Below are 14,034 nucleotides of genomic sequence, written 5' to 3'. Positions count from 1 at the left end.
ATCATGCCGTATGTGGGGGGATAAAAGCTGTTAACCGTACCAGTTTTCGATGAGGTTCAGAAGCTTATCTTCTTTGATGGCGCCTGCCTGTACCATTTCCGGTCGCATGGCACATTGGCTACAAACCCAGCGGCCGTCAACCCTGCGAAGTTCACGGGTTTTGGTATTTCTTCCCGAAAGGGCATAACGACCGCATACCTGACAGCCTGATTCCGGCTGCGCCAAGGTGTGTTCCATGGGACACCTCCGCTTTATTGTTCGGCTACATTGTTGCTGGGAATAATCCATGATTGTAACCTAGTCTTATCTGCTTGTGTGACGACATTATATTTCGAGTAAAATTTGTAATGCCCTAAATACGCTGGATAACTTCTTCTGTCTTGTTCCAGAATCCGCAGTATTCGTCCTGCGCCTTTTCCTGAGCTGCTATCCGTATGGAGTCAAATGTGTGATAGTTGCTTTCCAGGTAGGCAAAGCAGTCGGGGGCAAGGTGCTGGTCCCGTACCATGTCACGCATTATGTCCAGAACCTGATCTTTCGATAATCCTTGCCGGTAGGGTCTGTCTTCTGCAAGGGCGGTAAACACATCGCATACGGCAAGAATTCGCGATGCCAGAGGAAAGTCGTTGGGTGAGGGGTGGAAAGGGTATCCCTCGCCGTTTATTTTTTCCTGATGCATGCCTGCAATCAGGGCAATTTCTGCAAGCCCTTTGGCTTCGTTAAGCAATACGTACGTATAGAATGGGTGGCTGTTCATTATTGCCCGTTCTGTTTTGTCAAGCGGCCCTTTTTTCTCCAGAATTTCGTTAGGTACGATAAGTTTTCCAAGATCGTGCAGATAACCGGCAATGCTGAGGGCAAGTGAGTTTTTCAGTCCGGCTAATTTGCCCATTGCTGCAGATGTTGCCGCGACACCGCTGGAGTGCGTCGCTGTAAAGCGCGATTTATAGTCTATGGCAAGAGTCAGCATACGGGTGAAGTCCAGCAGTTCTTCCCGCGTTAGTGTTATCGCATCCTCTGCAGATGATAAGTGAGCGTTTGCAGGGTGGACCCCGCGCAGCCAGAAGCTTTCCAGATATGCAACTTCTTTAAATGCACTTACCACCTTGGGGTGGAACAGATTGTCCTGCCGATTGATTATGCTTTTCGCGATGTCGTCTGACTGCTGCAATATGTTGTATTTGTCGTTGATCAGGATGTCGATTCTGTCGGCAATGTGAATTATGTAAGCTTCTTCAGGGATCAGGTTACCCTGTTTATCTTTTCCCTTGCTTTCATTCCAATTGGCGTGGTGGTGCAGCACTATCTCAGCCAACTCTCCGAAGAGGGAGCTTTGGCTGAGCAGAAGATAGCCAACGGCACAATGTTTTGCGGGGGAAAGGACGTCAAAGCGGTGCAGGTCCTCTTTTTCATCAATGGAAAGTGCAAAACATCCGATATCGTGCAGCTTTGCAGCTTTTTCCAGTCGTTCCAGCTGGGGAGCAGAGTATCCCATGATTTCTGCGATCATGCAGGAAAACATGGCCACCCTTTTGCCATGACCAGCAACAACAGGGGCGATAAGATCCTGCGCTCCGAGCAGCACATTCATTAATTCAGTATGGGTGGCGTTAATCATGGCATCCTTCATAGCGTCTGACAATTATGGGAGGTAATCACTATGGAGTAAAAGTAGGCGTACCGGAATGTTATTGTCTATTATTATGCCGTAACGATAACAGCCTGCCGTTATTAACAGCAGGCTTTTGTGTAGCGTCAGAATATAGCAAGATCAGGGCTGGAATTCGCGCATGAACTTACGGTCGATGTAGTCTTTGATGAAAAATGCAAGCCTGCCGCCGAAGGATATGCCTGCCTTATGGAGCACTCCTGTTCCCCCGCCGGTGTTAAAAATAAGCAGGTATTCGCCACCTGGATCAAAAGGTTGCAGTTCGCCACCTTCCATTCGTGCAATCAGGTTGTGGTAAAGAACAGGATTTTGGCGCACAGCGTAAACGCCCACTTTGTCCAGCGGCTGGTCTTTAAACCAGATGCAATCGCCGCCACCGAAAATATCGGGGTGTTCGTCGCATTGCAGAAAACGGTTTACAGCAAGGCCGCCATCGTTTCCCACAGGCAGGCCGGATTCTGCAATAAGCGCAGACGGCCGCACTCCCATGGCAATAAAGATAACATCTTCATCAAACTCGCGCCCGTCCTCCAATGTCACCTTTTTAGTGGCGACGCCGGAAGCATAGCTGCCTTCGATAATCTGGATTGCATGCTTTCGCATGGCACTTGCACATAATGAGCGAACACGAGGCGATAGGTGCCGTAAAAAAACTTTGCCTGCATATAACCGTACAGAAACGTTTTTACAGCCTGCTTCGCGGGCACACGCCGCTGCGTTTCCGGCTACTTCCAATGCCGCCGGACCACCACCTACAACACCGATGCTTATTTTACCCCTGTCTGCCAGAGACTGGATGCGCTTACGTCCGGCAAGCAGATTTTCAATTGGTTTTACCGAGTACACATCCGTTGCGTTAGCATTCACAATGGATTGCGGAACGGATGATCCGGTATTGAACGAACACACATCGTATTCAATCTCGCGGCCGCTTTGCAGCAGAACTTTTTTGCTTTTCGCATCAACACGTACCGCTTTGTCCAGAATGAACTCTCCCCCGCGTGATTCGATCATCTGCTGCACGGGAAAGCTGATATCTTCTGGTGTGTACGTTCCGCCAAGCATCCCGGGCCCCATGCCTGAGTAATAGTGGCGGCTGAGCGGCCCCACCGCCGTTACCGTATGGCCTCTGGATATGATTTCGGGCAGGTGGGCCATCACTGTCATATGAGCGTGACCGGCACCCAGCAGAAGCAGTCTAGCCATTGTCTTGTTCCTTTAGCAGTGAATCAAGCAGCTTGCTCACCTGTTTCATGTGGCTTTGTTCTTCTTTGGCCATTTCGGCCAGAAATTCTTTTGTCTGCGAGTCCGATGCAGTACGGGAGGCGCGTGCGTACAAATCCATTGCCTGCGCTTCGATCATTATTGCAAAGCCGGCAATGTGAGACGGATTGCTTGTGTCAATCTGCATCCTCTGCATGTATTCGTCCGTCGTCAGGCCGCCTTCTGCCACCTTGGCTGCAACGCTGCCGATTGTCTGGCCTTGTCCGGCAATTTTTTCATACCGGTTTTCAATTTTAGCCTTATGACCGACTTCAAACTTCGCAAGGCGGTCAAACATGTCTGCCGTTCGGGAGTTACCGGCATTGCGGGTGGATGCGGCCATATCTGAATAAAATTTTTCCAGCGCAGCTTCCATGCCCCAAGCCACTTCCAGAGCTTTTACTGGTTCAAGATCTTCGGGGAAGAGTTCCAGCCCCTGTGTATAGGCTCCTGCGCTGGTCCAGCCTTTGCCATCCTTCATGGCTTCCCAGTCCTTGAAACCACCCGCCATGTTGATGACATTGCGAAATCCTTTTCCGGCAAGCATCTGCGCTGCCACCCGGCTGCGACCGCCGATGGCGCAATAGACCAGCGTCGGGCCTTCCTGTTTCAGCTCATCCAGCTTGTCGGACAAATCCGCCATGGGAATAAGTCTGGCACCCGGAATATGACCGGCTTCGTATTCACCTGGTTGCCGTACATCAAGTACGGTGATGGAGGATGTATCACTGCTTGAAAGAAGCCCTTCCGCTTCTTTGACTGATATGGATTTGACCGGGGTGAAGAACTGCTTCCACTGCATGTGAGACCTCCATTGGGTTGAATATCGTATAACGCGCCCGTGGCCGCAGAACCGGCTTGGCGGTTTGGCGCCACGCCTTAAAGCGGGGCATGCGGTATTCACGGGCGCGTTTTGGGTTTTACTGTATCGCCTGTCAGGGCGGGGTTACTTGTTTTTTGTTACAGCTTTTTGTGGCAGAACCACCAATCATAGCACTCGTGCCCTTCTGCCAGTCGTTTTTGGGCATCCTGAACGCTCTTGGGCGGCGGAACGATCACGTGGTCGCTGATGATTTCGTTAGCAGGCCAGCCAGCGGGGATAGCCACAGACTTTTCGTCTGAAATCTGCATTCCCTTCACTGCCCGCAGGATTTCATCCATGTTGCGACCAAGTTCCTGCGGATAATAGAAAATTATCCGCACAATGCCTTTGTCGTCAACAATGAAAACGGCCCTGACGGTATTGGTGCCTTTGTTGGGGTGAATCATGCCCAGCTTAGACGCTACACGTCCCATATCATCGGCAATAATAGGAAACTCTATTTCAAGTCCGATTTTTTCCTTGATCCAGTCGATCCATTTAATATGCGAAAACACCTGATCAATGGACAAGCCGACAAGCTCGCAATTGAGCTTGCGGAACTCGTCATAGCGCTTCTGGAATGCAACAAATTCCGTGGTGCATACCGGTGTATAGTCAGCAGGGTGGCTGAAAAGTACAAACCATTTGCCTTTGAGGTCGCCGGGAAGGGTCATTGGACCTTTAGTGGTCACAACCTGCATTTCAGGCAGTGCATCGCCTATAAGAACGAATTTTCCTTCTTCCATGGTAATAATCCTCCAAGGATGAAAGTCTGAGGTTTGCGAGTACTGACAACAATATCAGAAATTGTGTATTTGGGAAGTCCTTCAGGGCGCATTTTCAAACTTTCTTGCTAAGGAAAATCATTACTGTTTAGTATCGGCATGTTGCTTACAACTGTGCGGGTGGATTTTTATCTTTCGGGTATGGCTGCCGCAGGATGCGGCGTTGTTTTCTGTAATAGTGTATGGTTAATAAAAACTTGTTATGGACGAGAACACCGCATGGCAGATACTTAAAAAGGATATATGGGAGTAATTATGAAACGATATAAGAATGTTCTGATCAGGCTTGCTCTGTATGTCTGCTGTGTTGCCATTTTGTCCGGCGGGGCTTTGGTGTACGGGCAAGCATACGCTGCAGAGCAGAAAGCTTCGCTACGTGACATGCTTGGACAGATGTTGCTGGTCGGGTTTCGTGGCGAAGTAGTCGGCCCGGATGATTCCATTGCCCGTGACGTCAGTAAGTATAATCTTGGCGGAGTTATTCTGTTTGACCGTGATGTTCAGCTTGGTTCTGATTCACGTAATATACGTTCTGTCGAACAGGTTAAGGACCTTACTTCGAGCCTGCAACGCATGGCCCGTACCCCGCTGTTTGTTGCTGTGGATCAGGAAGGGGGCAAGGTTGCCCGTCTGAAGGTTGCCCATGGTTTTCCGCAGATTCCGTCTGCGGCATGGTTGGGAGAGCAGAACAACACGGACCTGACTTACAACATCGGTGTCCAGGCCGGCAGGATGCTGTGCAACGTGGGGATAAACCTGAATTTTGCTCCGGTGGTAGATGTGAATGTCCGCAAAGACAGTCCTGCCATCGGCAAGCTTGAGCGCAGTTTTTCTGATAAGCCATTGGTGGTTGCAGGACATGCACGGGCTTTTTTACAAGGGATGCAGCAGTTCGGTGTATCCGGTTGCATCAAGCATTTTCCCGGACATGGCAGCTCCGCTGCAGACTCTCATCTTGGCGTGACGGACATCAGCGCCTCATGGAGCAGGGAAGAGCTTGTCCCTTATAATCAGCTTATAGCCAGCGGCGATGTGCGGATGATCATGACCGGACATTTATATAACAGCCAACTGGATGACAGGCAGCCGGCCACTCTTTCAAAAGCTGTAATTACCGGAATGCTGCGGGAACAACTTGGCTTTGATGGCGTTATTGTTTCTGACGATATGCAGATGCAGGCTATTGCGGCAGAGTACGGTTTGGGACAGGCCGTGGCTCTGGCCTTGGATGCAGGAGTGGATATTCTGCTTTTCGGTAATAATCTGGACTACAATCCGAACATTGTGCCGCAGGTTATCTCGACCATTGAAGAACTGGTGAGAAACGGTAAGGTAACTGAACGGCGGGTTGAGGAATCGTACAGCAGAATAATGCAAATGAAGAAAAATGTCGGCTTGTTGTGATTATATTCCGGTATCCGAGGTAACGTAATGAGTCTGTAACAGTTGTTGCAGACTTTTTTGTTGTTAAGCAAGTCAACAGAGCTAGTGAGGTTTGGTATCCTGTTGGGAAGAGTCCTGCAGCAAACCAAGCATCTCCTGCTCTGTAAGCGGCTGGGAAAAGAAGAATCCTTGGCCTTCATTGCATCCTAGTTGCTTAAGAAAAGCTAGCTGCTCAGAGGTTTCTATGCCCTCGGGTATCACTGCGGCCCCGAGGTTTTTGGCAACGTAGGCTGCGTTTCGTACAAAAACAGTGGCTTTTGCATCGGGCAGCGTGCTGATTATCTGATGATCAATTTTGATGGTGTCAAACTGCAGGTCCTGCAGATGAGCAAGTGAAGAGTAGCTTGTTCCGAAATTATCCAGTGCTAGTTTCACTCCGACAGCCTTCAGTTTTTCCATTACGTGCTGTGCCGAACGGAGGTTAAGCAGGTACGCGGATTCATCAATATCCAGAACCAGCTGGCCGGGATGAATATCTGCCTTGAGGAGCGCACTTATTATCCGGTCAACGAACGACCTGTCGTGGAAAAATGCCGCTGATACATTGACAGTGACCTTTAAACTGTTGGGGGCAGTTGCATTACAATGACTGGCAAAAGCGCAAGCTTTATCAAGCATCAGGCTGTCAATCTGACTGATAATGCCGCAGAGTTCCGCATGGTTCTTGAATTCTGCCGGTAACGTTTCTGTTCCGTCTTTCCTCTTCCAGCGCATCAGTGTTTCAACGCCGGTTATGGCCCCTGTGTGCAGGGACACAACAGGCAGGAAGCGGGCAAAAAATTCTTCATTAATAATACCGGTTTTGAGCTCCGCAGGTTGGGAAGGATCAAATTGAACAACATTATTTTGTTCTTCATCGAAGAAGCAGGATGCCCCGTCTTCGCTGAATTTGCTGTGACAGAGAGCTACGTCTGCTTTTTGAATAAGTTTTTCAAGACTGCTGCCGTGTTCCGGCGTTCTTGCAAAACCCAAAAACGCAGTAACGGTGAAATTTTTTCCGTCCACTGTAAATGGTGCTTCGAAAGATGTCTGCAGCTTGTTTGCAAGAGCCGTCAGGTCTTTCTCCGAGCATGGAGGAGGTATGATGGCAAGGAAGTCGCTTCCTCCGTACCGGATCAGCGTGTCTTGCGGCCGTATAATGTTTAAAATACGGTCAGCCGCCAGCCGGAGTACCATGTCTCCGCTTCCAAATCCGCTGGTGTTGTTAACAGAGTCGAGCCCTTGCAGGTCGATAAGGCAGATTGCCAAGGCGTCATCTGTATGCATAGTGGAATTTGTAAAGTCAGAGAGCCCGACCGTATAAAGATAGTGACGGTTCGGCAGTCCCGTCAGGTGGTCGGTGTTAAGGGCTTTTGTCCTTTCCTTTTCTGCCATTTGCCTTGCTGAGATATCTTCCAAAGCAATGGTTCTTGGAGTGTCATACGGGCTGGAAGCGAGCAGGCGTACATCAATTAGGGATCCGGAGGCATGCTTGAATTGAGCATGGAGCTCTGAATGTCCGTTGCCTTTTGTGTGTGGGTGTTGCTCCAGCAGCTTATGCAGATTACGCCCGTCGGGATTGATGTATTCAGATAGCTTGATGGCCTTGCTGCTTTCCGGAATATATGACCCTGTCAGCTTGCGAAAAGCGTTGTTGCCTAAGGATAAGACCAGGTTGGAATCTAGAATTGCAGCGGGCACAGGCAGGTTCATAAATGCATTGCGGTATCTGTCTGCAGCATACTGAAGCTGCTCTTTTTCTTTTGTGATATCTGTAATGTCCATGAATGCTTCAAGGATATAGTGTTGTCCGTCCTGAGGCACCAGCGCGGCATTTTTCAGGACAGTTAATTCCGAACCATCAGAACACCTTGCAGAACGGATAATCCGCGCGCCTTGTTGTTTGTTATGAAGAAGCGTGCAGGGCGATTGCCCAGAGCGGCAAATCAATGCCGTGCAATCTTTTCCCAATAGGGGCCCTTCTGCCATCCCCAGCATTTCCAGGCCGAACTTGTTTACTGATAGGATGGTACGCGTTTGCGGATCTATCTTCATTATACCCACAGGCAGGCAGTCCATCATGTGGGCGAAGTTGCGTTCGCTGCTTTGCACTGAATGCAGAATTGCATCTATCATTAAAGAAGCTCGTTTGATTTCATCTGCACTTTTAGGCAAGTTGACAGCGTGGTAGTTGCTTACATTATCCAGCTTTTCATTAAGAATTGAAATCCTGCGGAGAATTATGCGGTTCAAGAGCAAGTAGCCAAAGAGCATTACTCCCAGAGAGGCGGGAAAAAGGGATACCACAGTACTGCTGAAAAAATCAGTCGCGGGAAGCAGCGTCTTATTTTTATGAATTGAAATCAACGCCAGAGGAAGGTTGCCTGATAACTCGGGTATGGCTGTTCCGGAAAAAACGCCGTAGTCTGTCAGTTTAACTTTAGGCGGGGCAGAGGATCCCAGCCTCTTCGCGTCCGCAAGTTCCAGTAGCTCGGCAGGAAGGTTCGTAGCTACATTTTTGACAAGTGATATCTCAAAACCACTACGCTCCGAAAGTGACTGTTCATAGGCTTCATCCAGCAAGCGGGCAAGGCACAACCAGCCTGTTTTAGGGCCGATACTGCGTGCAGTAAGGATAGGTGTTATGGAAAGAAAATAGTATTTGTCGTGTATCAGAGCTACTCCTGTAGCCCCTGCTTGCGTGCTGTACTGGTGTATTCGCGGAATGAATGCGCTGGTATATTGTGCAACTGAGTCGTACATGGGTGAAGGTGTTACGTTGTTGCCAAGTTCTTGTTGTTCTGCTTTTCCGTTATGAGTATTGACTATATTCTGTGATGAACTTTGTGATGGAGTCTGCGAAAATCTGGCAAACACTACCTTGCTGGATTTATTAAGCAATACGAGATTGTTGACATTGTGAAATGGACGTACGGTTATAGTAGTGGGGAGGTCATTCTCCGGCACATTTCCTGAAGAAAGGAGTGTATATAGTTCGTCATTCCATGCCAGAAGCTGCGCCTGTTCTTTAAGCAGCCGGATATCATCATTCAAAATATGTACAGCCTGCCTGACCATCAACGTGGCAATTTGTTTTTTTTGCTCAAGTGAGTTTTCTCTTTTGCTGCTTGCATCAAGCAAATACTGCATACCGAAAAGCAGTATGCTTAGCATAATTGCTGCAAGCAGCGAGGTGTATTTTAGGCTGCATCTAAATCTATGCATGTGTATCCGCGTTTATTGTTCTGGCAAACCTCTTTACTGATATAAACAGCCTGTTAGATGTAGTGTCTGATAGCTATTATATTTGCTCTGCAGACAGCCTGTCTGCTGTAAGCATACTCAGGGTTCCGTCCTGAAACCCTTGCGGCTGCGCAAGAGCAGAGGGAAGGATTGCGAGCGGGCGAAAGCCCAGTCGCTTGATGAATTGCAGCGCGCGCCGGTTATTGGTCGGAGTAAGCCCCAGAAGAGCATCCAGCGGCGCTTTGGGGGCTGCGGGATGTTGTCTCCCTGTATGAGGAACAACTTCCTGACATTGCAGCAGAAAACTGCAAACATGATGCCCGATGGGCACAGCATGACGCAGCCCCGTGTTTAAGACTGCAAAGTGTATCATTGCTGTTCTGCCGGAAAAGGCATTCAGCCAGAAAAAAGCCAGCGGCTTTGCTGTGTTTCCAACCTGACCGACAGAGCTGATGATGTTGTCTGCTTCTTCAGATCTCGTTCCTTTTCTTTGTCTGCTTGCACCTTCGGTCATCGCAAAGGGCAGAATCTCCGGACTGGTGCATGTGGAGCTTTCGCCAGTCAGGCTCTGTCCGCGTTCTGTCAACGGAGTTTGCGCAGCAAATACACCGTAAAACCAGCATGCCGGAGACGTGGCCAGCTGTATGAAATCGCTTTTGCAGGTTATTTCTCCGTCATGGAATACAGTGTGCACCAGCCGTTGTTGCTTGAGCGCAGTCCACATGGATGCAATCTCGTGAGTGGTCAACACCACTGATGCAGTAGTTGCCGGTCGTCCTTTTTGTGGGGCGACCTTTAAGCGGAAGCTGCTTTGGGCAGCTTGGAATGCCGCTGAACGGGAAGTGAAACAGTGACTCTCCGCAGTGGTAGCCTCCGTGCGACAGGCTATGACCATAGTGCATACTCCATATTGCCGACACTGCTGCTAAAGCCGTCGCTGGCGGCTGCATAGCGGGTATCGACGGCAAATTGCGCATCAAGTGCGGTTTCGGTGATACGGGCAAGGCAGTCGAGCATGTCATCGTGTCCGCAAACTGGAAATGCAAGGAACTCTTCCTGCACCAGTTCTTTGGAAAGGTCGCGCAACCGGCCTTCTGAATCGGTAAAAGGACAGTTGCGGGGCAGATATATCTTTCCACGCTCAAATAATGGAATAAGCCTCCGGATTCTGTCTGCCTTTGCCAACCTTCCGCCCAGAGGAGTTATGTCGAACCTATGGTTGCGGCGCTCCATCTCGCTTTGCATGAATTCGATATCCGCCTGCATTCCGTACTGTTCGTATCCTACCGCCAGCGGCAGGTAGGTACGGTGCAGGCGGAAAAGCGCATTTGCCCTGCCTGTCAGGTTCAGTCTGTCCCTGATACCGTCGATAAGGTAGTAATTCCCGTCGGCAGCAAGCCCCAGAACAAGCATTACGGTCCAGTCTGCCTGCTCTTTGCGGCTGGCAGCAGGGTCTACCACTATGTAGCGGTTCATATCCTGCCAGCTATGGTCGCCTTCCGGATGCCACCAGCGCAGCCAGTCTTCTCTGAATCCTTGAGCTCTGTCTGCAACAGGGTCCTGCAACATCTGGCACCCGAACACAAAAGGACCCATGCGGCGACGTTTACCGGCAAGTTCCTCTGACGACAGAAATATCGGTGTACCCTCGGGTGTACCATCCTCTGTTGCGGCATGGATGCGCGGTGTTGCCGCCTGCCGCTCAAGCATGGTTTTGTATGTGTCGTTGTAGTGATATCTGGTGCCGATAGTGCGGCAGGCACCGCCGTGTGCCCCGAGATTAAGAGACAGTGCCCAGCATTCCGTCACCTTGGCTATCATCTCCGGAGAGGATACAGACTCGCGGGTGACAACATCGTCGTAGACCAGAAGCCGGAAGTGTTTCCCCGTGGGTTGACCATCCACCAGCCCCCATGCCTCCACTGTGAATTCCTTGGGGTTGGTTGTGCGGCGTACCACCAGACCGTGGTCAAGAGACCAGCGAGGAGATTGTCTGCGTGGCTCAGCGTATAACACGTCAGGATAGAGCTGTTTCAGTGCCGCGTTGTTTTCAAACTCGTGCTTGATTTGCGCCAGAAATCCTTTTGCCACGGGCCGCGAATGTGAAAAAATGCCGATGGTAATTTCGGGATCGTTCAGAATGTCTCTGATGCTTTGACCGAAAGTGATGATGGTGCTTTTGTAATGCTCCCGCGCCCACAGGTCGAGCATGCCGTCCGGCTGCTGCTGAACCTCCGCGCAGCGGGCAAAGCACCAGTCGTTATACATATCCTTTCTGCCCAGAAGCCGTGTAAGCAAAAAAAACAGGTCGCGTCTGCCCAGCTCTGCTACGGCGGCCTGTACTGCGGCATCACCGTTTCGGGCTGCCTGTTCGATAATTTCCGCCCAGCCTGCGGCGGCTTCTTCCTTGTTATGATATTGCATGCCCTGCATCCTTCCTGCTTTTCAGTCCGGTTGTTCTGTCCGTCTGATGTTGCGCAGTTCCACTGACTGCCTATGAAAAAACGGTAGACAGTGTGGTACACGATGCAGTAGCGGCGGCAAGGTGAGGCAAGGGTGATAGCCGGGGCATGCAGCTATGCGGTACCGGTCGGGCGGAGGTTGACAGCAAGACGTCCGGCAGGTGCAGCAAAGAGCGGTGCGTTAATTAAAAAGTTTCCGGAAAAGGATAACGAAAGGCAGCGTGTCATTTTCTTTTTTTGCGTGCTGCCATTGTCTGTCTGCACATTTTTGCAAACGTTGCATCCTTGTTCCGCTTTTCTGCGATACTCAGTGTGTTCCGTTCCTGCTCCTGCAGAATTTTGAGATAGTTTTCCAGACGGCGGGCTTCCAGCCTGCCGGTGCGAACGGCAGCCTTTACTGCACATTCGGCTTCATGCTGGTGTGTACAGTTGCTGAAGCGGCATGAGGATGCCAGTTGTTCAATGTCATCAAATGCTAAAGCCAGGCCTTCTTCGCAGTCCGCCAGTTGCAGTTCGCGAATTCCGGGAGTGTCGATAAGTATGGCGCCGGAAGGCAGAAAATGCAGACTTCTTTCTGAGGTTGTGTGACGACCTCTTGAGTCGTCTTCACGGATGGCCCCTGTAGCCTGCACGGCAGCCCCGCTGAGCGTGTTGACCAGTGTTGATTTGCCCACGCCGGAAGACCCGACCAATGCAAGCGTCTGACCTGTTTCACACCAGCAGTGAAGCGTAGCAACAGAGTCCGCATCAAGTGCGTTTACGGTGCAGACCTCCATGCTTTGCCGGATTCGTTTTGCTTGTCGGGCAAACTCATCCGCGTCTTCTGCCATGTCGCTTTTGGTGATAACCATTACGGGTGTCACTCCTGCTGCCAGAGCAAGCGTCAAATAACGCTCGATACGCGATTGATTGAAATCATTGTTGCAGGATGTGACAATGAAGAGCGTATCAATGTTGGCTGCAAGAGATTGCAACTGTGCACCCTTGCCGGGTGCTCTGCGTTGCAGGCTGCTTTTACGGTTCAGCATACGCACAGGAACATCTGTTTCCTTATCCATAAGCAACCAGTCCCCCACAGTGGGCAGCTCTGCAGCGTCATTTTGAAACCAGCTGCCGGGGATGGTTGTCTTCACCGTGCCGGCCTCAGATATAAGGGTAAGGTTTTTCCGGCGCACTCCGGAAACACGGGCAGGGTAAGTTGCTTCCCATTCTTCAAGGCTGAGCTGCTGGAGGTAAAATGGCCCCCAGCCTAACTGATTCAGGTCAAATACTGTATGTGTCATAATTGTGTGAAAATTGAATTCTATTAGAGTGTTCAGGGCGCTGGAAGGTGCAGAGCGAGAGCTTACCCCGTAGCCAGAATGAAAAAATGGTAGTTGAAGCTTCTGTTTTCCTGCAGGCAGATGCTCAGCTCGCTTTTGATGTCCGTAAGCGCTGTTGATCCTGCAAGACTCGGTTCGATGGCTTTTACTCGTTCTTTTAGCGGCAGGTAATAGGCCTGCCAAGCCTCTTCTTTGATAGCGAAGCTGTCAATTACTTGATAGCCCGCAGCTTCTGCCTGTCTGCAGCGTTCTGCCGCTGTTGTCATACCGGGGTATTCCGCTGCCCAGAAGTTTTTTTCCTGTCCGGTCTGATTTGGTGCATTCCAGACCATATCGCTGAACACCAGCACACCACCGGCTTTCAGAAGTTTTTTCCATTGCTTCAGGGCGGTTGTCACACCGACAATGTAGGCACTGCCTTCTGCCCATATAAGGTCGAACTGACCGGAGGAAAAGGGCATATCAGACATGCTGGCGCAGAGGGTGGTGAGGCCGGCTGGTAGTTGCTGATTTTCAAAGTGCTCTGCCATGTAAGCGCGCAGACGGGAGAGGGCAGACTCGTCATTGTCTACCGCCGTGATAGTTGCTGATGTGTGTCTGGCAAGAACTGCTGTTGCCACACCTTTGCCGCACCCCATTTCCAGAATTGCTTGTGGTGGAAAAGGAACCTTGCTTAATGCTTTCAGAGTTTCTTTTTCAGAACCCGGTCCCCACCGGTCCAGTTCTTTAAATATATATCCGAAGTCTGCCATGTATTGTTCATGTTCGTTCATATTTTTTGATAACCACTTAAGCCGAATGGCTTCTTTTTCATCAAAACCCTGAGTGATAAGCCAGTCGAGATGTGCATCAGGAGCCAGCCTGTTCAGCGACTCGTGCCAGTAGCGCAAGTCGCCTTTGCCTGCAAGCGCTGTGAGTAACTGTCGCGCCTGTTGTTTTTGTACAATTTCTGCATCCAGTTGTTCTAAGCGGGCAAGCAGAGTCCGTTGCTCCATCTTCGCATCAA

11 protein-coding genes are annotated in these 14,034 nt (G+C 50.3%); 1 reads left to right on the top strand and 10 read right to left on the bottom strand.

Going from position 1 to position 14,034, the window contains the following annotated elements; all coding sequences use genetic code 11:
- Positions 1–30: 30 nt before the first annotated feature.
- The 5 genes from ACK5LI_RS05850 to ACK5LI_RS05830 form a co-directional block, all read right to left on the bottom strand.
- Entirely contained in the window at positions 31–237 is a 207-nt protein-coding gene (locus tag ACK5LI_RS05850) for a hypothetical protein (protein ID WP_416947148.1), read from the bottom strand.
- A gap of 115 nt (positions 238–352) precedes the next feature.
- Positions 353–1,618: an HD-GYP domain-containing protein gene (locus ACK5LI_RS05845; protein ID WP_416947146.1), complete on the bottom strand. Its 1,266-nt coding sequence runs from the start codon at positions 1,616–1,618 to the stop codon at positions 353–355.
- A 153-nt stretch (positions 1,619–1,771) separates the two neighbouring features.
- On the bottom strand, positions 1,772–2,875 hold the full coding sequence (locus tag ACK5LI_RS05840) for an NAD(P)/FAD-dependent oxidoreductase (RefSeq protein ID WP_416947144.1): 1,104 nt from the start codon (positions 2,873–2,875) through the stop codon (positions 1,772–1,774).
- Positions 2,868–3,734 (bottom strand): rhodanese-like domain-containing protein, encoded by an 867-nt coding sequence (locus tag ACK5LI_RS05835; protein ID WP_416947142.1) that lies wholly within the window; start codon positions 3,732–3,734, stop codon positions 2,868–2,870. The genes ACK5LI_RS05840 and ACK5LI_RS05835 overlap by 8 nt, the downstream gene beginning before the upstream one ends.
- A 158-nt stretch (positions 3,735–3,892) precedes the next feature.
- Entirely contained in the window at positions 3,893–4,540 is a 648-nt protein-coding gene (locus tag ACK5LI_RS05830; protein WP_416947140.1) for a peroxiredoxin, read from the bottom strand.
- Positions 4,541–4,834: 294 nt separating this feature from the next.
- On the opposite strand from ACK5LI_RS05830, the gene nagZ reads away from it, so the two are divergent.
- Positions 4,835–5,983: a beta-N-acetylhexosaminidase gene (nagZ, locus tag ACK5LI_RS05825; protein WP_416947138.1), complete on the top strand. Its 1,149-nt coding sequence runs from the start codon at positions 4,835–4,837 to the stop codon at positions 5,981–5,983.
- Positions 5,984–6,064: 81 nt separating this feature from the next.
- Here nagZ and ACK5LI_RS05820 read toward each other — a convergent pair whose 3' ends face one another.
- The 5 genes from ACK5LI_RS05820 to ACK5LI_RS05800 form a co-directional block, all read right to left on the bottom strand.
- Positions 6,065–9,175: an EAL domain-containing protein gene (locus tag ACK5LI_RS05820; RefSeq protein WP_416947136.1), complete on the bottom strand. Its 3,111-nt coding sequence runs from the start codon at positions 9,173–9,175 to the stop codon at positions 6,065–6,067.
- A 127-nt stretch (positions 9,176–9,302) separates the two neighbouring features.
- Entirely contained in the window at positions 9,303–10,139 is an 837-nt protein-coding gene (locus tag ACK5LI_RS05815) for a hypothetical protein (protein WP_416947135.1), read from the bottom strand.
- The gene (locus tag ACK5LI_RS05810) at positions 10,130–11,668 is read right to left on the bottom strand and encodes a hypothetical protein (protein ID WP_416947133.1); all 1,539 of its coding nucleotides are present in this window, start codon (positions 11,666–11,668) and stop codon (positions 10,130–10,132) included. The genes ACK5LI_RS05815 and ACK5LI_RS05810 overlap by 10 nt, the downstream gene beginning before the upstream one ends.
- 262 nt (positions 11,669–11,930) lie before the next feature.
- On the bottom strand, positions 11,931–12,989 hold the full coding sequence (gene rsgA / locus ACK5LI_RS05805; RefSeq protein ID WP_416947131.1) for a ribosome small subunit-dependent GTPase A: 1,059 nt from the start codon (positions 12,987–12,989) through the stop codon (positions 11,931–11,933).
- A 62-nt stretch (positions 12,990–13,051) separates the two neighbouring features.
- A complete protein-coding gene (locus ACK5LI_RS05800) occupies positions 13,052–14,023 on the bottom strand; it encodes a MerR family transcriptional regulator (RefSeq protein ID WP_416947129.1) in 972 nt (323 codons plus the stop codon).
- Between the last annotated feature and the right edge of the window lie 11 nt (positions 14,024–14,034).

The sequence above is a fragment of the Oleidesulfovibrio sp. genome, from assembly GCF_047973035.1.
Taxonomy (GTDB): domain Bacteria; phylum Desulfobacterota; class Desulfovibrionia; order Desulfovibrionales; family Desulfovibrionaceae; genus Oleidesulfovibrio.
This window is presented reverse-complemented; position numbering and strand designations above follow the sequence as displayed.

Bases quoted from the DNA above. Each gene is read 5' to 3' on its own strand.
- ACK5LI_RS05830 (WP_416947140.1), bottom strand. From the start codon at position 4,540: ATGGAAGAAGGAAAATTCGTTCTTATAGGCGATGCACTGCCTGAAATG.
- ACK5LI_RS05850 (WP_416947148.1), bottom strand. From the start codon at position 237: ATGGAACACACCTTGGCGCAGCCGGAATCAGGCTGTCAGGTATGCGGT.
- ACK5LI_RS05835 (WP_416947142.1), bottom strand. From the start codon at position 3,734: ATGCAGTGGAAGCAGTTCTTCACCCCGGTCAAATCCATATCAGTCAAA.
- ACK5LI_RS05800 (WP_416947129.1), bottom strand. From the start codon at position 14,023: ATGGAGCAACGGACTCTGCTTGCCCGCTTAGAACAACTGGATGCAGAA.
- ACK5LI_RS05820 (WP_416947136.1), bottom strand. From the start codon at position 9,175: ATGCTAAGCATACTGCTTTTCGGTATGCAGTATTTGCTTGATGCAAGC.
- ACK5LI_RS05815 (WP_416947135.1), bottom strand. From the start codon at position 10,139: ATGGTCATAGCCTGTCGCACGGAGGCTACCACTGCGGAGAGTCACTGT.
- rsgA (WP_416947131.1), bottom strand. From the start codon at position 12,989: ATGACACATACAGTATTTGACCTGAATCAGTTAGGCTGGGGGCCATTT.
- nagZ (WP_416947138.1), top strand. From the start codon at position 4,835: ATGAAACGATATAAGAATGTTCTGATCAGGCTTGCTCTGTATGTCTGC.
- ACK5LI_RS05845 (WP_416947146.1), bottom strand. From the start codon at position 1,618: ATGATTAACGCCACCCATACTGAATTAATGAATGTGCTGCTCGGAGCG.
- ACK5LI_RS05810 (WP_416947133.1), bottom strand. From the start codon at position 11,668: ATGCAATATCATAACAAGGAAGAAGCCGCCGCAGGCTGGGCGGAAATT.
- ACK5LI_RS05840 (WP_416947144.1), bottom strand. From the start codon at position 2,875: ATGGCTAGACTGCTTCTGCTGGGTGCCGGTCACGCTCATATGACAGTG.